General features: G+C 63.3%; 14 protein-coding genes. 4 read left to right on the forward strand and 10 right to left on the reverse strand.

The window, feature by feature from the left end; genetic code table 11:
• Positions 1 to 194 precede the first annotated feature (194 nt).
• From JFN91_RS17175 to JFN91_RS17185, 3 genes are all read right to left on the reverse strand, one after another.
• Entirely contained in the window at positions 195 to 2,660 is a 2,466-nt protein-coding gene (locus tag JFN91_RS17175) for an Ig-like domain-containing protein (protein WP_199390418.1), read from the reverse strand.
• Between the two features lie 26 nt (positions 2,661 to 2,686).
• The gene (locus tag JFN91_RS17180) at positions 2,687 to 4,048 is read right to left on the reverse strand and encodes an OmpP1/FadL family transporter (RefSeq protein ID WP_199390419.1); all 1,362 of its coding nucleotides are present in this window, start codon (positions 4,046 to 4,048) and stop codon (positions 2,687 to 2,689) included.
• A 208-nt stretch (positions 4,049 to 4,256) separates the two neighbouring features.
• Positions 4,257 to 4,520, reverse strand: coding sequence for a hypothetical protein (locus tag JFN91_RS17185; protein ID WP_199390420.1), 264 nt, complete (start codon positions 4,518 to 4,520; stop codon positions 4,257 to 4,259).
• A gap of 309 nt (positions 4,521 to 4,829) precedes the next feature.
• On the opposite strand from JFN91_RS17185, the gene JFN91_RS17190 reads away from it, so the two are divergent.
• On the forward strand, positions 4,830 to 5,405 hold the full coding sequence (locus tag JFN91_RS17190) for a class I SAM-dependent methyltransferase (RefSeq protein ID WP_199390421.1): 576 nt from the start codon (positions 4,830 to 4,832) through the stop codon (positions 5,403 to 5,405).
• A 117-nt stretch (positions 5,406 to 5,522) separates the two neighbouring features.
• On the opposite strand, the gene ubiE is transcribed toward JFN91_RS17190, so the two are convergent.
• A complete protein-coding gene (ubiE, locus tag JFN91_RS17195; RefSeq protein WP_199390422.1) occupies positions 5,523 to 6,230 on the reverse strand; it encodes a bifunctional demethylmenaquinone methyltransferase/2-methoxy-6-polyprenyl-1,4-benzoquinol methylase UbiE in 708 nt (235 codons plus the stop codon).
• A gap of 186 nt (positions 6,231 to 6,416) precedes the next feature.
• Between ubiE and cdaA the strand changes: the two genes are divergently transcribed.
• The 3 genes from cdaA to JFN91_RS17210 all read left to right on the forward strand — a co-directional run bounded on the left by cdaA (position 6,417) and on the right by JFN91_RS17210 (position 10,517).
• Entirely contained in the window at positions 6,417 to 7,586 is a 1,170-nt protein-coding gene (gene cdaA, locus JFN91_RS17200) for a diadenylate cyclase CdaA (protein ID WP_199390423.1), read from the forward strand.
• 128 nt (positions 7,587 to 7,714) lie between these two features.
• On the forward strand, positions 7,715 to 8,737 hold the full coding sequence (locus tag JFN91_RS17205; protein ID WP_199390424.1) for a C40 family peptidase: 1,023 nt from the start codon (positions 7,715 to 7,717) through the stop codon (positions 8,735 to 8,737).
• Positions 8,738 to 8,801: 64 nt separating this feature from the next.
• Entirely contained in the window at positions 8,802 to 10,517 is a 1,716-nt protein-coding gene (locus JFN91_RS17210; RefSeq protein WP_199390425.1) for a B12-binding domain-containing radical SAM protein, read from the forward strand.
• A 345-nt stretch (positions 10,518 to 10,862) separates the two neighbouring features.
• On the opposite strand, the gene JFN91_RS17215 is transcribed toward JFN91_RS17210, so the two are convergent.
• From JFN91_RS17215 to JFN91_RS17240, 6 genes are all read right to left on the reverse strand, one after another.
• On the reverse strand, positions 10,863 to 11,282 hold the full coding sequence (locus tag JFN91_RS17215) for a hypothetical protein (protein WP_199390426.1): 420 nt from the start codon (positions 11,280 to 11,282) through the stop codon (positions 10,863 to 10,865).
• Between the two features lie 114 nt (positions 11,283 to 11,396).
• Entirely contained in the window at positions 11,397 to 14,576 is a 3,180-nt protein-coding gene (locus tag JFN91_RS17220) for a DUF3971 domain-containing protein (RefSeq protein WP_199390427.1), read from the reverse strand.
• Between the two features lie 92 nt (positions 14,577 to 14,668).
• The gene (locus tag JFN91_RS17225; RefSeq protein WP_199390428.1) at positions 14,669 to 16,930 is read right to left on the reverse strand and encodes a sensor histidine kinase; all 2,262 of its coding nucleotides are present in this window, start codon (positions 16,928 to 16,930) and stop codon (positions 14,669 to 14,671) included.
• 128 nt (positions 16,931 to 17,058) lie between these two features.
• A complete protein-coding gene (gene lpxC, locus JFN91_RS17230) occupies positions 17,059 to 17,976 on the reverse strand; it encodes a UDP-3-O-acyl-N-acetylglucosamine deacetylase (protein ID WP_199390429.1) in 918 nt (305 codons plus the stop codon).
• 192 nt (positions 17,977 to 18,168) lie between these two features.
• Positions 18,169 to 19,854, reverse strand: coding sequence for an ABC1 kinase family protein (locus tag JFN91_RS17235; RefSeq protein ID WP_199390430.1), 1,686 nt, complete (start codon positions 19,852 to 19,854; stop codon positions 18,169 to 18,171).
• The gene (locus JFN91_RS17240; protein WP_199390431.1) at positions 19,842 to 20,174 is read right to left on the reverse strand and encodes a phasin family protein; all 333 of its coding nucleotides are present in this window, start codon (positions 20,172 to 20,174) and stop codon (positions 19,842 to 19,844) included. Before JFN91_RS17240 ends, JFN91_RS17235 begins: the two co-directional genes overlap by 13 nt.
• Positions 20,175 to 20,197: the final 23 nt, after the last annotated feature.

The raw sequence follows: 20,197 nt of genomic DNA on the forward strand, positions 1-20,197 counted from the left end.
GGTATCCGTAACCGTGCGGACGGCACGGCAAAAAATGTATACACGATTCGCGGAATATATTGCAAACGGCCAATTTTGTCGAGAGCTAAGTTTAGGTGGAGAGGGCCTGCAAAGGAATTTGGGAGGGGGTACGTGGTGTGTGTGGTGCCGAAGGGTGGCGGGCCCCGCCTGGGATGGCGGGGCCCCGAGGTGGATCAGGACGGGGAGGCGAAGAGCCGCGAGACCGGCGCCGGGATCACCCGATAGGGCGGCAGTGACGGCAGGGCGCGGCTTGCCTTGGGAAGCGAGGCTGAGACGACGGTGGGATCGATCACCAGCCCGGTTTTGACGAAGTAGAACATCTGCCGCTGGCCGAGCGGGAAGCTCTGCGGCGAGGTGACCGGGTCGATGAGGAAGCCGTGGCTCACGTCGGGCTGGTCGAACTGGAAATACCCTTCGCGTGGTCCGCTAGCGGTAGCGTCTCCTGCGGCGGAAGCGATCTTGGGGACCACGGCGCCGCCGGACACCGTCATCATGAACGGAACGGGGACACGGCCGGAAAGATAGCTCAGTTGGTCGAAGCCGGGGGCTATGTCGCGAGCCTCCGGTGTCCCCAGTGCGCCGCGCCCCCCCAAGGCATTGCCCAGGTAACGGGTGCTCCGGTTGGGAATGACCTTGTCGCCGTTGGTCGGGCGCCCGTTGGCGTCGAAGGCGGTGCTGGTCGCCTCCTGAATCAACACCCTGCCGGAAAGCCTCGACGGCAGCGCGCTCCCGGTGCGCAGGTCGGGCAGCGGTGTGGTCATGGTTGCGGGGTCGACCGGGTCGAATACCGACTGGGTGAGCTGGAAGAACTTCTCGTAGGTCGGCGTGCCGGCGGTGATCCCGGCGCGGGCGAGGCCGGCGTTGATGCCGGGGCCGAAATCGACGCTGTCACGCAGCAGGTAGGCGATGCGCGCCCCGGGGACGCTCAGGAGCCCCTTCATGTCTGCGTCGAGGGTGGCCTGGGTGTAAGGAGGGGTGCCCGGCGCTGCGGCGAGGGTGGTGTTGCCGGCCAGGTAGTAGGCCCCGACGATGGCGCCCAGGCTTACGCCGACGTACTTCGGTTTCAGCGCCGGGTTGGGCGCGTTGCCCCCCAGCGGCGCGAATCCCTGCGTCGCAGCTACCAGCTCCAGCCGGTCCAGGTTGAAGGCGGCCTGCTGGACGTTGGTCCGTGCCGCAAGCGGCGCTCCCAGCGCGATGAAGTCCTCTCCCCAGACGGTGCCGGTTACGTGCCCCGGCAGGGCGAGGGCGCCGTGCAGCGGGAGATCGATGGCGACCACCGCGTACCCCGCGGCGGTGAGGGTGCCGGCCACGGCGATCGCCTGCTCCTTGCTGCCGTTGATGGCGTGCTGATAAATGGCCAGGGGCCACCCGCCTGCGGGGGGAGTCCCCGCAGGGGCGAAGTAGACGAAGGGGATGCGGCGGTCACTGTAGTAGAACCCGGTGAGTCTGCCGGTGCCCGCGTCACGGAAGGGGAGCAGCACCGCGCTCGCCGCGCTGTAACTGCCGAAGGCGAGGTTCTGGTTCATGACCGCGTTGCCCCGGGCCACCACCGGGTTCATCGAGATGTCGGCAGTGGCGATGGTTCCGGTCACCACCGCCCCGACGCTGGGCGGCGCTACCGCCGGGATGCCGGTGCCGGCCAAGACCGCGCTCCAGTACGCTGCCGGCGCCAGCGTGGCGGTAACGGTTGCGATGTTCAGGCCGGCGCCGAGCCAGGTCTTGCCGGGCAGGCCGCCGGGGAGATCGCTGCCGGCGGCAAAGGCGCGCAGCGCGCTCTCCACCGGGACCAGGCTACCGACGGGATCGGCGGGGTCGGTGGCCACAAACCCCGCCGCCGTGGTGTTGAAGCGCCCCAGGAGGGCGATCTGGCTGCGGCTCGAGACACTGGTCACGGCAGGCGTTGCGGTCAGGTCGTTCATGACCTTGGCATAGCCGGAGAAGAGCACGTTGCCGCTGCCGTCGACGGTGTTGGACCGGATCTGTTCCAGCGGTGCGAAGGGGCCCAGCAAGGGAAGCTCGGACTTCAGGGCCGCGAAGTAGACCGAACTGCTCACCGAGCCGCCGGTGGCCGCGTCCTTGACGCGGTTCGTCACCAGGTACAGGTAGCGGCTCCCGGGCTGGAGCGGGAACCTGGGGAAGAGGGAGACGTCGCTGCGCCCAGCGGTATAGCTGAAGCTGAAATTGGCTGTCACATCGCTGAAGGTAAGCCGGTTGTTCTCCGTCGCGTTGGGGGCCGCGTTGTCGGCCCCGATCCGGAACACCTTGATGTTGTCCCCGTTCACCGAGGCGGGCTGCAGCGGCCGGGCGAAACGGAGGTAGATGGGGGCGTTGACCCCGGCCACGGCGTTGGTGCCGCCGACCTCGTACCGGTTCACGTAGGCCAAGGCCTCCAGCGGGTTCATGGGGCGGTTGGCGGGCCTCGGGCCGACCGTTCCGGTGACCGGGTCGGTGTACTGGGTGATCGGGTCTCGGGCGGCGGCGGTGGCCAGCACGTTGGGGAGCGGCACCTCGCTGGTGCTGGGGTCGAAAAGGGCGGTATTAGGACTTACCGACTGGCTCATGCCCGAGTCGGAACCGCAGCCGGCCAGGGTGAGCAGGAATAGCAGGATGCCGAACAGGCGTAGCAGGTGCTGGGTCATGGTTTTCCTCCGCAGCCGTTTAGGCGTCAGAACTTGAGGTTCAGGTTGGCGGCCAGCAGGTAGGCGTCGCTTTTGAAGACGCCGTTGGCGCCACGCAGGGTGGTCATGTCCTGGTTGTGCACCGCACGGTCCACGAAGTGCACCCACATGTAAGCGAGGTCGATTGTGCCCAGGGCATTGCCGATGCCGGCGCCCACCGAGAAGCTGTGCCGGTCGGCGTCCGGGAGCAGCGGGTCCACCATCTCGTTGGGGACCGGCGATTCGTCGAAGGAATACCCGGCGCGCAGGGCCAGGCGCGGATTCATCTGGTACTGGGCGCCGAACTTGTAGCCCCAGACGTCGCGCCAGTTCTTGGGGTCGGGCAGGTTGTTGAAGGCGGCGAACTGCGGGGAGTCGAAGTGAAGTTCGAGCTTCTTGAAGCTGCTCCAACCGGTGCGGGTGGCGTCGAATTCGAGGGTGAGTTTTTCCGTGGGGCGCCAGGCGACCGCGAGGTCGAAGGTGTCGGGGAGGGGGATGCTGGTGGAGGCCCTGCTGCTGGCCCGGGCCCTGGTGTAGGGGAAGGGGGCCGAGTCGGCGAGCCCTATGGCGCCCATTCCCGTCGGGGTGGTGGCGAGGTAATTGGCGTCTCCCTCGATGTCGAGCGTGATCTTGCTCCGGTAGGCGAGGCCCAGACTCAGGTCGCTGCGCGGCTTCCACAGGAGCCCGAGATTGTACCCCACGTCGGTGGCCGTGCCGTCCACGCCGAGCGAGCCCAGCTCGTACGCCCCGAATGGGGGCGCCGGCGCGGTGGGGTCGATGGTCGGCGAGTAGAGGGACTTCTGCAGGGAGACGACGGCGTAGGTGACGTCGATGCCGGCGGCGACCCCGAGGTTCAAGTCGTCGAAGCGGTAGGCGACGGTGGGCTGGAAATTGACCGGCTTGATCGACGCGATCTGGACCTGGTTGCGGAAGACGCTGGAGTCGCTCCAGGACTTGGACAGCGGGTAGGTCGCGTTGACGCCGAAGCCGAAGGAAAGGGGAAGGGTGTCGAGCGCGTAGGTCGCGTACAGGGTGGGGGCGATGACGATGTCGCGCCGGGAGTGCTCGATGGCAGTGGTGCTCCCGGTATCCAGGGGGGGAGTACCGGAGAGGGGGGTAGTCCCCCGGAACTCTGTCTGGGGCACGATGATCCCCAATGCTCCGAGGTTCACCTGGACCCCGGTCAGAAAGGCGATCCCGGCGGGATTGAAGTACAGGGCACTGGGGTCGTCGGCCTGGGCGGCGAAGGCGTTCCCCATCGCCATGGCCTTGGCTCCCTGCTCGCTGACCTTGAAGCCCGCTCCGTGACAAACACCGCGCAGCCCGGGAAGGGCGCAGAGCATCACAACGCACCACAGCCACTTTCTCATTGATTTCCCCCCTGCCGATCCTGCTGGTAACCGGCCGGACCCGGTTTTGCCGCAGGTGGCAAGGTCCCGTCATCCGGAGGATTTTCGCCCGAGGGGAGCAGTGCGCCGTGAAACGATAGCCTGCATTTGAACCCCGAGGGATCGGCAATAATTAGCATCCGCTAATGCTACCGTCCATGAGGTTGAAGTCAAGCAGGGGAGCCGGGGCTCAGTGCACGGTCTTTTCCTTCATCATCCCTTCCAGCATCCGGCGCAGGGCATCCTCTTCCACGAAGCAGAAGAGGGCGCTGTTGCCGAAGGCAACCTCGACGGAGCCCCTTCTTTTTTTCAGGGTGACTTCGACTTCGTGCACCCCGTTGCCCAGGAGCCCGTGGTAGACCTGCTGGAAGGACTTGCCGGTGCGCAGCGCTTCCTTGCCCCGCATTTCGAAGTAAACCGCCTGATCCAGCGCATCGTTGGTTAAGTAGATCATGGTGCACCTCCTGTTTTTCTACAGGAAACCATAGGTGTGCGACAGGTAATGTCGCTATTGTGGCCGTGGGGTGGCGGTGGCTAAATCCCCCCTGTCCCCCCTTCGCAAAAGGGGGGGGACGTAATGGCCACGTCCTGTCCTTTGATGGAGCACATCCTGTCTCCCCGCAGGTTCCGAAAAGAAAAGGGGACAGGCGCATGGCGGAGCCAGTCCCCTCCGCTGTAGAGTGGAAAGGCTTGACAATCGATGCAGAAATGCGGATTTTTGGGCACGGCTTGGAGAAAGGCAGGGGAGGGGGAGGGGGAGGGTATGGAGTCCGATCGCGTCAAATGGGACCAGCGTTACAGCGGTCCGGAACACTTCTTTTCGTTTACCCCCTCTCGGCTGTTGGCGGACTCCCTGGAGCGCATCATGTCCCTGGTTCCAGGACGGCGGGCTCTCGACCTGGCCTGCGGCGAGGGGCGCAACTGCATTTACCTCGCGCAGCACGGCTTCGAGGCGACCGGGGTGGATATCTCGCCGCGGGGACTGGAGCGGGCCAGGAGACGGGCGGCGGAGGTCGGCGTCGCCGTGGATCTGATCGAGGCCGACCTGGAGTCGTGGCGGCCGCAAGGCGAGTATCACCTGGTCCTCAACTTCAACTTCCTGATGCGGGACCTGATCCCTTCGCTGGTGGAGGCGCTGGCCCCGGGTGGGGTGCTGCTCATGGAGACCATACTGGACGCACCGGGGATGCCGGGGGAGCATCGCAAGGATTTCCTGCTGCAACCGGGGGAGTTGGGACGTATCTTCGGCGGGTATGCGGGGAGGATTTTACTTCTGGAGGAAGAGGTCGATGCGCCGGAGATGCCGGTGGCGCGGGTCATGTTTCAGAAGCAGGTATAGACTAAGAGTAAGACTAAGAAAGGCCCGGGGCTGAAACAGATGAGGCCAAGGTTTGAGCGGAGAAGCTCAAGCCTTGACCTCATTTTTTTCTTTATCTAAATCTTTGTCTTCATCTGCTTATTTAGTTCCGACGTAGACCGTGGCGATGCCGCCGGTGAGGTCGAAGTGGTGCACGTCCTTGAAACCGACCTGCTCCATCATCCCCTTGAACACCTCGCGCGAGGGGAACTCGAGGACGGAATCGGGGAGGTACTGGTAGGCGCTGAACCGGGAGAAGGCGCCGCCGATCTTGGGGAGCACCTTCAGGAAGTAGAAGTGGTAGATGTCCTTGAACACCGGCATGGTCGGCGTGGAGAACTCGAGGATGACGATCTTGCCGCCGTCCTTGAGCACCCGGCGCATCTCAGTCAGACCCTTGACGCGGTCGACGACGTTCCTGATGCCGAAGGATATGGTGGCGGCGTCGAAGCAGCCGTCCTGGTACGGGATGTCCTCGCAGGGGGCCACCTCGAGCTTGATGCGGCCGGCGTGACGCGACTCCTGTACCTTGACGCGGCCCAGGTCGATCATCTCGGGTGTGAAGTCGATGCCGACGATGTTCACGGAAGCAGGTGTCTGGGATGCTATCTCCAGGGCCACGTCGCCGGTGCCGGTAGCCACGTCCAGGACCAGCCCGGGACCGCGCAGGCCGATCTTGCCCACGGCAAAACGGCGCCAGCGGCGATCGATGCCGAGCGACAGCAGCCTGTTCAAAAGATCGTAGCGCGGAGCTATGCTCCCGAACATGGCGCGGATGCGCTCACCCTTTTCCGACAATGCGTACATATTTTCCTACCTTTTTGGCGCCTGAAATGCTATAAAATTTGACCGCTTCCCTAGTCGGGAAGCCGTTTTGCAAGGCTTGATTTTTAGCATAAAGCGCCACGGCTTGCCAGCAAAAAGCGGCCCTGCCACGTTTTAACGCCGTCCGCTTCCGGCTCCCCGCCCGCGCCGTCCCCCAAGGAGGCACCGTTGTTCCCGCAAATCAGGCCGCAGGATATCGCCGATATCCTGATCATGACCTTCCTGCTCTACCAGCTCTACAGCTGGTTCAAGAACTCCAAGGCGCTCCAGGTGGTGTTGGGGCTCTTGTTCCTGGGCGTCATCTACTTCGTCACCAAGAGTTTCGGGCTCTTCATGACCAGTTGGATACTGCAGGAGCTGGGAACGGTGCTCCTGGTCCTCCTGATCGTGGTCTTCCAGTCCGAGATCCGGCAGGCCCTGTACCGCCTGAGTCTGTTGCGCAACCTCTTCGAGCACCAGGAGAGCGTGGTGCGGCTCGACCTGTTGGAATTCTCCGCCACGACCTTCTCGCTCGCCTCGCAGCGTATCGGCGCCCTGGTAGTGTTCCAGCGCGAGGAACTGCTGGACGACCTGATCCTGCACGGTGTGCCCATGGACTCGCTGGTCAGCGGTTCCCTGGTAACAAGCATCTTCATGCCCGGTTCGCCGCTGCACGACGGGGCGGTCCTGGTCAAAGACGGCAGGGTCGCACTGGCCTCCTGCCACCTGCCGCTGTCGGTGAGCACCGAGGTGCCGCAGCACCTGGGCACCCGCCACCGCGCCGCTCTCGGCCTGTCCGAGCGCTCCGACGCGGTCATCGTGGTCGTTTCCGAGGAACGGGGCCAGGTTTCCCTGTCGTTGCAGGGGGAACTGGAGGTGATGGCATCGCAGGCGCAACTGCACGAGCGGCTTACTTCGCTGCTGCAGCCGCTTTCCCGCGAGGAGCAGCGCGTGGGGGTATTCAAGCGGCTCTTCTCCAACTTCTGGCCCAAGGTCGGCATCTTCTGCGTCGTGGTGGCGAGCTGGCTTCTGATCACCTACCGGCAGGGGGAGATCCTCACCGTGACCGCTCCGGTCACCTTCCATAACCTCCCCGACAACCTCACCCTGACCAGAAGCTATCCGGACGAGGTGGACCTGCAACTGAAGTCCTTCTCCAACCTGGTGGCATCGCCGAAGAACCTCGACGTCGTGGTGGACCTTGACCTGTCCAAGGCCAAGGAGGGGAACAACAACATCCAGATCAGCAAGGACCTGATCCGCCTCCCGCCCGGCGTGGTGGTGGTGAACCTGGACCGGTCCCTGGTGCGGGTAACCGTGGAAAAGAAACAACCGAGGCCGCCAGGTCGCAAGCGCTAACGCAGCGAAATCAGAGGATTCTTTGCTTGTGTTGCCTTCCCGGAAGGTCATTGAAGTTGACAGGGTGCGTCTTTTGTTATATAAATTGACGCACCCGCTTTTTTTTCTAAAACAATGAAGGAGGACTCATGATAAAAAGCCTGAAGCTCTTTACCCTGTGCATCGTCATGCTCTCCATACCTTCGCTCGCCTTCGCCGCAAAGACCCATCGTGTCAAAAAGCACGAAACCTTATACTCACTCGCCAAAAAATATAACGTCACCGTCGAAGAGCTGAAGGCTGCCAACAACCTGGTCGGCAACAGCGTCAAGCCGCGCGTGCTCCTGGTCATTCCGCCCCGTTCCGTTTCCGAGGGGAAGAGCGCGTCGGCCGCCGCCGACACCAAGGTGTACAAGGTCAAGAAGAGCGAGACCCTTTCCCGTATCGCCAAGAAGACCGGTGTTTCGGTCGCCGAGCTGAAGAGGCTGAACGGCCTCAGTGGCAGCAGGGTTAAGGCGGGGAAGGTGCTGGTACTTAAGGAAAGCGAGCCCGCGGACGAGCCGAAGGTCAAGGTTACCAAGAAGCTGCAGTTGCGTCACCCCGATCTCTTCAATGAGAAGGATTACGAACAGAGCATCCAGGAACTTGCCTCGCTCGAGCCGGAGCACCAGGTCGATCTTTCCAAGAACACCGAGCTCAAGGCAGACAGCATCAAGGAGCTGAAGAAATCCGCCTATGGTTTCCTCGGGACCCGCTACCGCTTCGGCGGCAGCTCGCGCTCCGGTATCGACTGTTCCAGCTTCGTACAGCACGTCTTCAAGGAACTGGAAGTCTCCCTGCCGCGCACCGCGCGCGAGCAGTTCGAAGTCGGCAACGCCGTGGCGCCGGGCGACCTGCAGAGGGGCGACCTGATCTTTTTCGCCACCTATGCCTCCTACCCTTCCCACGTCGGCATCTACCTCGGCAACAACAAGATGATCCACGCCTCCTCGCGTGACCGCAGGGTGGTGATCTCCTCGCTGAACACCTCCTATTACCGTTCGCGCTTCCTGGGTGCCAAGCGCATCGCCAAGGTCAACCCGGATGTCTTCAAGCTCGACGACCTGATCCTCGGTGTCGAGGAGGACAACTCGGAAAACTCGATGGAAGAGGACGGCCTGACCAGCAACTAGGCCCCCTTCCCCACCTATCGTCAACGAATCCGGCCCTCGGGCCGGATTTTTTTATGGGCTCCGCATGAAGATTCTCCTGGCGTACAAGTGTCACCCCCAAGGTGCCAAGGACCCCTTCACCTCGCTGTTACCGGTCGGCCTGCTCTCGCTGAACGCGGTGCTCAGGCAGGCGGGACACCGGGTCACCCTGGCCAACCTCTCCCGTTCCTCGTGGGCGCAGTGCCGCGAGCTGCTGCAGCGGCTCTCTCCCGACTTGGTCGGCATCTCCCAGTTCACCCATAATCGGTCGGAATCGATCCGTCTGGCATCGCTTGCCAAGGAAAACGCCCCCGCCTGCTGCGTCGTCCTGGGCGGTCCGCACGCGACCCACTCCTGGCAGGAGCAACTGGAGCGGCATAGCGAGGTGGATGCCATCGTGCTGGGGGAAGGGGAGCAGACCCTGCTGGAGCTGGTGCAGGCGCGTGCGGAGGGGCGCCCCTTGGCCCAGGTAGCCGGTGTTGCCTGCCGGGAAGGGAAAGAGATCGTGCCGGGAGCCCCGCGGGGCGCAGTAGCGGACCTGGACCGGCTCCCACTGCCGGGTGAGGACCCGGGCGAGACCATCGGCGTCGATCTGCGCCGCCAACTCGAGTTCGTGATCACCTCACGCGGCTGCCCTGCCAGCTGCCTGTTCTGCTCGTCTCCGCTGTTCTGGGGGCGCGGCGTCCGTTTCCGCTCCCCCGCCTCGGTGGTGGAGGAGCTGCGCCTGTTGAAGGAACGCTACGGCCTTATCTACTTCTCCTTCCGCGACGACACCTTTACCGCCAATCGCACCCGGGTCCTGGAGATCTGCCGCCTGATCGAGGAGCAGCGGCTGCACATCCTGTGGAACTGCCAGTCCCGCGTCAATGCGGTGGACGAGGAGATGCTGGTCGCGATGAAGCGCGCCGGGTGCGAGTGCATCCAGTTCGGGGTCGAGTCCGGCTCTCCGGAGATGCTCAAGGCGCTCGGGAAGAAGATCCTGCCTGCGGACGTGGAGCGTGCGGCGGCAGCGGCGCGCAAGGTGGGGATCAATCTCTCGGTCTACCTGATCACCGGCATCCCCGGCGAAGGGGACCAGGATCTGCAGCAGACCGTGCGCCTCATCGAGAGGATCCGTCCCCAGGACGGACAGGTCTCGCCCCTGGTGTACTACCCGGGAACCGAACTGCTGTATGGCGCCGTGCGGCGGCACGAGGTGCCGGCGGACCTGTTCGAGAAAAAGGAAGGGGAAGGGTTCCTGGTACGCCGCGACCCGTTCGTGGAGCGCTCGCGCCAGTCGATGTTGAAGGCGCTGCAAAAGGCGGGGGAGAAGGCCCGCTTCACCCGGGCCGATTTCGCGGCGCAGCGGCAACTGGTGGGCTACAGCTTCGTGACCGAATTGCTGCAGGCTGAAGCGCTGGAGCAGGAGGGGGACTGGGAGGGAGCCGTCAGGCTCTGCCGCGGCATGACGCGGCAGGAACCGGACAACCCCTGGGGATGGCTGCAGATGGCGGGGGTGCAGGAGCGCGTCGGCGACCTGGCCGGCGCCACGCGTTCCTACCAGAAGCTGGCGCAGCTCGTGCCCAACCACCTGCCCGCCTTCGTGGCCCTGGGGGAGTTGGCCCTGGCGCAGGGGGACCGTGCCGCAGCGGCGCGCCACTACCAGCGGGCGCTGGAGCTCGACCCGTGTGACGAGGCCGCCCTCGAGGGCGCCGCGCAGGCGGGGGGCGTCGGCAAGGCCGGTGGGAAAGCCGGGCGTGCGCAAAAGCCTACGAAGCGATAAAAAGGGTGCCTGAAGGGCGGGTGTGGGAGGTGCCACGAAGCGGGGTCATCGCCTATTGCAGCGCCCTCACCCCAGCCCTCTCCCGGAGGGAGAGGGGGATGGGCATGATCTCGTTCCCAAGGTCCACCTTGGAAACGCAAAGCCTTCCGAATCTCCAACTTCCCTTGGATGCAAAGCTGGAGCTTGGCGCCATATGGGGTTCCCAAGCTGGAGCTTGGGAACCAGGAAAGGGGACAGGCACCTGGCGGAGCCAGTCCCCTCCCGTCGCAGTTCCCGGATGAACAATAAAAAAAAGCGCCTCCCTTGCGGGGGGCGCCTTTTTTTATCCTTGCTGCGGGGAGCGGCTTACTTGTTGACAGCCAGGCCCGGTGCGAAGATGATCTTGTCGAAGGTGCGCTTCAGAGTCTTGCTCTGGAAGTTGATCATCGGCGGGGAATCCGGGAATTCAACGGTGTCGCCGACTTTCACCTGGGTCTGCATTGCTGCAACCCACAGCTTCTCACCTTTCTCCTCGATCAGGACGTAGGTGTACCCGCCGGAGTCCATGGTCTCGAGGACCTTGCCTTTGTGGCCAGCGCCCGGCTTTACTTCCTGCGGCTTCAGACCAGCGTGCGGATCGGTGCCCGGAGCTGCTGCGGGCATCTGGGATGCGGGGGCTGCAGCCGGTGCCTGCTGTGCAGGTGCCTGCGGAGCTTCATCTTTCTTCTTGCAGCCGGCAGCTGCCACGGCAACGATTGCCAACAATACAACCAAAGTCTTCTTCACAGTTTCCTCCGTGTTGGATGAAATTAAGGAATCACAACGGTTACGAAAAATAGCACAACACTAACGGACTTTACAACTAAAAAAAGTCTGGTATACGCGGGGCGCCGAACGGCCTCAACGCCCGATGATGACCTCACCGGTGTCGGTAATCAGGCGCGCCGGAAGCTCGAAGACCCGCTTGAAGATGTTGAAAACCCCCTTGGCCAGCGACTTGACGGGCACCGCAGTCACCTGCGGATCCTCGATGCGCCCCTTGGCTTCGAAGTAGGTGGTGATCAGTGACTTGTCTTTTCCGGTCAGGATCCACCCGAAGATGGGGATCTTGCTCACCACCTTGTCCACTGTCTGCAGCGGCTGCACACCGACGTTCAGGTCGAGCTCGTCCTTGACCAGGTCCACCTTGCCTACCGCCGAGATGTTCATGGCGTTACTGTCCACAAACAGGTTCTGGGTCGTGGCGACCCCGTTGCTGAAGGCGATGTCCCCGGTGATCTTGTTGAAGGGCATCCCGCCCGAGACCATGTCGGGGAGCTGCCCCTTGAAGAGCTGCGACACGTTGAGGATGGAGAAGATCTTCGAGAGCGTGGAGAACTTCCGGATGCTGCCGCGCTCGATCCTGAGCTTCACGTTACCCTGGATGCTCCGCTTGAAATCTGCCGCGGTCTCCCCGCGCACGTTCAAATCGCCTTGCAGCGATATCGCCCCGGTGACCTCCTGCTTCTTCACCCCCAGCGAGTGCAGGAGCGCCGCTGCCGAAACCTTCTGCACGGTGCATGACAGGGTGTGCCGCGCCGGCGCGGTGAGGTCGCTGCGCAGCCTCCCGGTGACCTCCCCCTCGAAGGAGTTGAACTCGAAGGGAAGCAATTGCAGCACGTGGTTCTCGTAGAAAACGCTGGTCCTCAGGTGCTGGAACGGGAAATCCTTTATTTTCCCCTCGGTAGCGGTGACGTGTGCCCTCACGGTCAGTTGCCCGTCCCCCCCCGGTCCCCCGAAAAGCGGCATCAGGTCGTCCGGGTTCAGGTACGACGCCCCCACCACCAGTTCCGCCAGCGGATGCTGTTGCAGCTCTTTCACACTCCCCTTGACCTGGAGCGAGGACTTGCCGAGGGAGCCCGAGAGCGAGGTGATCTGCAGGTTGTCCTTTTGGTAGGTGAGGTTCCCCTGTACCCGCTCCACCCGTACCGGTGCGCCGCCGGTGGCGAAGCCCAGGTCGGCGGGGTCGACCGAGGGCGAGCTGAAGGTGAGCTGCCAGCTCGGGTTCTGCGTTCCGGTCAGGACGCCCCGCCCATTGATGCTGGTATTGCCGAGCCTGACCTGGAGTTGCGAAGTCTCGAAGGTCTCGCCGTTCACCTTCACGGTGCCGTTCACCCCGGTCAGCGGCTTGATCTTGTCCCCCGGCTTCAGCGTCACGCCGGCGAGCCCCACGCTGCCGCTCCAGGTGAGCCGGTCCATGTCGGGACCGGCGGCGTGCAGCAGGAGCTGGACCAGGCCGGTGGGGTGGTACTTCTTCACCATGGGGACCAGTTGGCCCACCTCCGTGCTCTGGAACTGGTTGGTCTTGATGTCGAAGGTGACCGGTCCGTCGTACCGGCTCGCCGCGGTGGCGGAGAGGGCAGCGGGGGGGAGCAGGTAGTGCAGCGAGGTGATCCGGAACTGTTCCTTGTCGAACTCCATTGCGAAGGAGACGCTGTTGGTTCGCCCCGCCGGTTTGGCTACCAGATCCTTGAAGCCGTAGGCGGCGGTGGCGAGGTCGCTGTCGCCGGAGAGCTTGTAGAGGGAGGTGCCTCCCTCGCCCTTCAGGTTGAGGATGGAGTTGGTGGTGAAGGAGCTGATCCCCTTTCCCAGGAGCCAGACCACCTCGGGCTGCCTGGGCTGCACCTTGGCGGTGAAGGGATACTGGCACGGGCGATCGAGCGGATAGTCGGTGATGCGCCCCTCGAGCGTGAGCGGCGAGGTGCCGAATCTGCCGGTCATCCCTTTCAGGAAGAAATCCTTGCCGGCAAGTTCCAGCTGCCCCTTGATGCCGGTGAAGATCGGTATGCCCGAGCCGTAATTGACCACGCCGTCCTCGACGTGCGCCTTCACGTAGAGGATGTTGTAGTTTTGTCCCCGCTCCATGTGCAGGATCTGGCTCACCCGCCCGTCCAGCCGTCCCTGGTCCAGCCGATAGACGCCGCCGGTGATCTTCTGTTCGATGAAGTGTGCCGTGTCGTCGACGATGATGCCGTACGGGATGTACTGGTGGTAGTCGCGCAGGTTGAAGCTGTTGCTGCTGGCGGTGGCGGTGATGCGCAGGTCACCGGAGTGCAGGTCCGAGAGCTTCACCTTGCCGCTCACCTTGTAACCGTCCAGATCCACCTTGACGTGGTCGATGTCGAGGTCGCGCTGCGTCAGTTCCAGCGAACAGGAGCCCTTGAAGGACTTCGGCGTGAGCCTGGCGTGGAACACCTGGGGATAGTCGAGGTTCATCCTGGTGAAGCGGAACTCGGTTTTCCCTTTGAAGGCGTTCAGGTGCCCCTTGATGCTGGCGTCGAGCTCCAACTGGCCCGAGAGGCTTTTAAAGGGGACGAAGCGGCTGTAGTAGGGCCAGAAATGGCCGACATCGATGGGGCCGGTCTTCACCTTGCCGTGTACCGCCATCGAGGTGAAAGGGACCCCGGCCGCCGGTATGCCCGCCACACCGGAGAGGTGGATGGGGACCTTGCTCCGCCCCGAGGCGAGCTGGCCGTTGAGCTTGAAGTCGCAATCCCTGCCTCGGGTGATCCGGCTCAGGAACAGGTCGGTGTCCGAAAGTTCCGTAACCACCGGCTGCTCGGAGAAGGCGTAGTCGGTGAAATGGATCAGGGCCTTCTTGAGCTCGACGCCGCGGATCCCCGGGGCCTCGCCGCCGCTGGGGGTGAGCAGGTCGGAGATGTTGAACACACCCTGGCGGTCGCGCCACAACCGCAGGGTCGGGCGGTCCAGTTCGATCCGGGAGAGTACGATTTCCCGGCGCAAAAGCGGGAGGATGGCAATTTTGACGGTGAGCCGGTCCGCGGTGGCAAAATCGGTGCTGCCGTCCTTCTCCTTGATGGTGACGCCGGTGAAGGTGAAGGCGGGGGTAAGCCGCATGGTGAAGGCGCCGGTCTGGTACTGCAGGTCCCGCTTAAGCGAGCTCTTCACCTGGGCCAGGATGTCCGCCTTGTAGGTGTCGAGGTCGAGCAGGCGGGGGAGGAGGCTCACTCCGAGGACGACGATGGTCAGTATGGTGGCCAGAAGCGGCAGCAGCCAGGCCCGTATTTTTTTAAACGGCATAGCAGGATCTCGAAGCAGGTCCAGGCGCCGGTGCAGCACACGGCGGGCTGAACCTGCTTATCTTAATCTTAATCTCAGTCTCAACCTGCTTCTCAAGCGTCGGCGGGGAGTTCGATGATGAAGCGGCTCCCCTTGGGGTGGTTCTCCTTGGCACGGATGAAGCCGTGGTGGTCGGAGATGATGGTGTTGACGATGGCAAGGCCCAGGCCGGTGCCGCTCTTCTTCCGGGAGAAGTAGGGCTCGAAGAGCCGGGGGCGGTCCTCCGCGGCGATGCCGTGTCCGGTGTCGGAGACGGTGAAGGTGGCCATCTTGAGCGTGCTGTCGTAGCGGGTGGCCAGCTCGATCTCCCCCTCTCCCTCGATGGCGGCTACCGCGTTGTCCAGGAGGTTGATCACCACGCGCTTGATCTGGTCACGGTCCAGCATGATGGCCGGCATCTGCTCGTCTGCGTTCAACGTGAAGCGGATGTGGCGGTGCGCCTCCACGTACAGGGTGAGCGCCTCCTTGAGGATGTCGTTCAGGTCGTTGGGCTTGGGCACGGAGGCCGGCATGCGGGCGAAGTTGGAGAACTCGTTCACCAGCCCCTTCAACTCGTCCACCGACTTGATGATCATGTTGGTGCACTGGTCGAAGACCTCTTCCTCGCCCTCGAAGCGCGACAGGTAGCGCTTTCTCAGCCGCTGCGCCGAGAGCTGGATCGGCGTGAGCGGGTTCTTGATCTCGTGGGCGATTCTGCGTGCCACCTCGCGCCAGGCCGCCATCCTCTGCGCCTTGATCAGCGAGGTGAGGTCGTCCAGCACCACCACCATACCCATGAAAGCGTCGTTCTCGTCCTTGAGGACGGTGAGGTTGGTGAGCAGGGTGAGTTCGCCGTCCCGCATCGGGATGGTCACCTGGCGCACGATGGCGTCGTGCTTGTCGAGCACCATGTCGCGCAACAGCCCCTTGACGATGTCCAGGTGCTCGGCCTGCAGCACCTCGCGGAAGTTCTTGCCGGTTACCTTGTCGCTGTTGATGAGCAGGAGCTTTTCGGCCGACTTGTTGACCGTGGTGAGCAGCCCCCCCTTGTCCACCGAAATGATGCCGGCGGTGACGTTAGCCAGCACCGCCTCCATGTAGCGGCGCCGCTGCTCCAGTTCCATGTTGCTCTTCTGCAACTCCTCGTTGGTGTGCTGCAGGGCGAGCTGGTTCTCGCGCAGGTCCTCGGTCATCCGGTTGAACGAGGCGATCAGCATGCCGATCTCGTCGCCCCCCCCTTCGCCCAAGTGCACGTCCAGGTTCCCCTCGGCGACCTGGCGGGTCGCCTCGGCCAGTTCCTGGATCGGGATGGTGAGGCTGCGGGCCAGGTAGACGCCGAACCAGACGGCGAGGAAGACGATCACCATGGTGATCAGGAACAGGGTCAGGATGTAGCCGGTGGCGATCGGGTGCTTCATGATCTTCAGCTGGCGGAACTCGTGGTAGGACGCGGAGATCTCGCGCATCTTGGAGACCAGGGAGTAGGGGACGTAGTAGTTGACCACGATGACGCCGACGACGTCGTTGCCGTTGAAATTGCTCCGGATCGGGACGATGCCGCGGATCAGGTCGGCCTTGCCGATGGCGTTGACCCGGGTCAACTGCTGGCCGGCGAGTCCCACGTTGATGTCCTCGGAGGAGGGGTTGGTGAACTCGCCCAGGGGGAGCTTGGGGTTGCCGGCGCGGAACAGTTCCTCGCGCTGCGCGGAGAAGACCTCCACCACGCCCAGGTTGTATTCCTTTTGCTTCTGGCGCACCAGGGCCTTCAACTGGGGCAGGTTCTCCTCGTTGAGGAGCTTTCTCTCCTTGATGGCTTCGCTGATCTGCCCGCCGTAGTAGAGCGCGTTGGTGGCAGATGTCTTGTAGTAGACCTGCGCCACCTCCATCGACTCGTTCAGGGAGGTCTCCACCTGTTTGTTGAACCAGTTCTGGATGCTGTTGGTGATGAAACCGGCGGAGACGAAGAACAGCAGCATGGTCGGCACCAGCGACAGGGTGACGAAGGCGAGTACCAGCTTGGTACGCAGCTTCGCGCCGGGGGTGTTCTTGCGTCGTTCCAGGAAGAGCTTGGTGATGTTCCTGAACACCAGGTAGACCAGGAGGATGATGAGCAGGATGATGACGTTGATGATGGCGAAGATGACGATGTTGCTCCCCATCGGCACCTCGGAAGAGAGGCGCGACAGGTGGAGCTCGAGGTAGGTGAGGAGCACGATCGAGAGCAGCGACACGCAGACGATGATCGCCTCGCGCTTGCGTTTTCTGATCTCTCCGGCGGGCAACTCAGTGCCCTGGATGTGCGGGGGGAGCCCCCCTTTTTCGTCGGACATCGGCATCAGGCCACTCTATACGAACGGATGAGCAGTTTCAAGCACTTCCATGCTGTGTGGCAACGAAAAAAGCAGCCCCCGGAGGAGCTGCTTTGGTTTTTCTCTCAACCTCAACCTCAGTCTTAATCTGCCTCTTAAGCCTCCAGCCAAGCCAGTTCCGGCATGGAGAGGTTGAAGGGGGTGTTGAACGCCTGCGGGGTGAACTCGATCAGGGTGTAGCAATCCGGGCGCTTCAGAAGCTCCATGACCAGCTTGTGGTTCAGGTCGTGGCCGGACTTGGTGGCTTTGACGTGCCCGATCAGGCGGTGACCGGCGAGGGACAGGTCGCCCACGGAGTCGAGGATCTTGTGGCGCACGAACTCGTCCTGGAACCTGAGCCCCTCGGGGTTGATTACGCCCTGGTCGCCGATGACCACCGCGTTGTCCAGCGAACCGCCCAGGGCCAGGCCGTGCGACTTCATCATCTCGACTTCGGCCAGGAAGCCGAAGGTGCGGGCGGCGGCAAACTCGTCGGTGAAGCTGGCCTGGCTGTACTCGAAAGAGCGGAACTGGCTTTTCACCGCCGGGTGGGCGAACTGCATGTCGAAGGAGATCTTGTAGTGGCGCGACGGGATGATGGACGCCTTCTTGTCACCCTCGGTCACGGAAACCGGCTTCTTGATCACCAGGTATTTGCGCGGCTTCTTGGACTCCTTGATGCCGGCCTTGACGATGGCTGCCACGAAGGGGGCCGCGCTGCCGTCCATGATCGGCACTTCCGGGCCGTTGATGTCGACGTGTGCGTTGTCGATGCCGCAGCCGTACAGGGCCGCCATGAGGTGCTCGATGGTGGAGACGCTTGCATCGCCGCGGCCGATGGTGGTGGAGAGCCTGGTGTTGACCACGTTTTGTGCGTGCGCTTCGATAGAAACAGCCGGGGTGAGGTCAACCCTGTGGAAGACGACGCCGGTGCCGGGCTCTGCCGGACGCAGCGTAATGGTGATCGTCTTGCCGGTGTGCAGGCCGATGCCGCTGAAGGTTACCTTGTTGCCCAAAGTCTGTTGGAATATCATCTGCTTGCTCCTGATAATCAGTATGCTTACTATCAAGCAAATAATGCGCCAACGGCGGCCGCATACTTCTCATTGGAAAAAAGCGTGCTGCTTCGGGTGTGTAGACGGTATCGTCTGCTGGAAAGGGGCTGGGCGGGGGTGTGGCAAATTTACCGCTGTGGTGCCAGTGCAACGGGGGGTGTGGCTTTTTTGCTACAGTCTGCCGGAGCGGAGGATGGCCACCATCCACCAGACGCCGACGATGCCGGCGCAGCTGAAGCCGAAAAAGGCGAAGGCGGGGAATCCCCAGAGCATGGGGCCGCGGTTGCCCTGCATGGCGATGGAGGAGCCGATCAGGAGCGCGGCGATGATCAGGGAGAGGCAGAGCCTGTTGGCGGAGCGATCCAGTTCCTTTGAGAAGCGGTCCAGGCCGCGGTGCTCCAGGTCGATGCGGAACTTGTTGCGGTTGATCTTGTTGAGGATTTCCCTGATGTCGCGCGGCAGGTTGCGCGCCAGGGTAAGGTAGCCCTCGAGTCCTTGCTCCGCCTCGCGGAACAGGCGTCCCGGGGAGTGCTGCTGGCGGAACTCGCGCTCCAGGAAGGGGCGCAGGTGCCCGACCATGTCGAAGTCGGGGTCGAGCTTTCTCCCCATCCCCTCCACCACCACCAGCACCTTCACCAGCATGGTCAGGTCGGGGTGCACCTTGATGCGGTGGGTGGAGATCAGGTCGATGAACTCCAGGAGCATGCGCCCCACCTCGATCTCCTTGAGCGGGATCTCCAGGTAGCTGTCCATGAACTCGGCCAGCGCCTTCTTCAGGGCCTGCATGTTCACCGTTTCGCCCGCGTCGCCCGCTTCCACGATGATGTGGGCGAGCCCCTCCACGTCGCGGTTGATCACCGCCACCAGGACGTCGGTCAGGTAGCGTTTCACCGCAGGATCGAGCCTTCCCACCATGCCGAAGTCGAGCAGGCAGATGACGTTGTCCTTGAAGATCAGCACGTTGCCCGGGTGGGGGTCCCCGTGGAAGAAGCCGTGCTCCAGCACCATCTTTAAAAAGGCGCGGGCGCCGCGCCGGGCGATCTCGCGCCGGTCCAGCCCGGCCGCCTCGATGGCGCAGATGTCGCTGACCTTGATTCCCTCCACGTACTCGGTGGTGAGCACCCCCTTCGCCGTCGCCTCCCAGTAGACCCGCGGGAAGTAGAGGTTGGGGTCCCCCTTGAAGTTGTCCCGGATCTTCTCGATGGCGTGCCCCTCGCGGGTCAGGTCCATCTCGCGCCTGATGGTGTAGGAGAATTCGCGCACCACCCCGACCGGGTCGTAGATGTCGCTTCTGGCCATGTGGCGCTCCAAAAGGAGCGCCACCCCCATGAGGATGTCGATATCGGTCTCCACCGCCTCCACCACGCCGGGGCGGCGCACCTTGACTACCACGTCCTCGCCGGTGATGAGGCGGGCGCGGTGCACCTGCGCGATGGATGCCCCCGCGATCGCCTCCGGTTCGACGTACAGGAAGCGCTGCCCCAGGGGCACCCCCAACTCGTGCTCGATCTGTGCCTTGATCTCCTCGAAGGGAAGGCAGGGGATCTTGTCCTGCAGGTGGGCCAGTTCCTGGACGAAGGAGGCGGGGATGATGTCGGCGCGGGTGGAGAGGAGCTGCCCCAGCTTGATGAAGGTGGTGCCCAACTCCTCCAGGGCGAGGCGCAGGCGCTCCGGCGGCGTCAGGTGCTCGGCCTTGGCGCTCCTGGGGCGGAAGACCCGGCGCGAGAAATCGACCACCTGCCCGAAGTTCAGGTACTCCAGCAGGTGCCCGAGCCCGTACCCCCCCAGCACCGTGATGATCTGGCGGTAGCGCCGGATGCTCCTGACGTTGCGGTTTATGTTTACTATCCTAAGCACTCATCCTCCGGCTGGGAGGTGACGCTTTCGGCGGCAAGCGCCTCCAGAGCCCTCACGCGCCGTTCCAGCCTGTCGTAGTCGTCGCGCGACACCATGCCCATCCGATCGAAGGCCTTCTTCACCTCGGCCTCGGCCACTTCGGCGGTCTTTTGCTGCCCGGTGCGCGCCATCTCCTGGATCCGGTCCAGAAAGGCACGCCCTTCCTCCTCGCTGATCTTGTAGCGGGACTTCATTTCCTGGATCAGCTCCTCACCTTTTTTCTGGGTAAGCGCGGCCGCACCGAGCGCCGTGAGCACAGCCTTCTCGAACAGTTCGAACATGGTATCCCTCCTCCTTCAAACGG

Source organism: Geomonas anaerohicana, assembly GCF_016458305.1.
Classification (GTDB): domain Bacteria; phylum Desulfobacterota; class Desulfuromonadia; order Geobacterales; family Geobacteraceae; genus Geomonas; species Geomonas anaerohicana.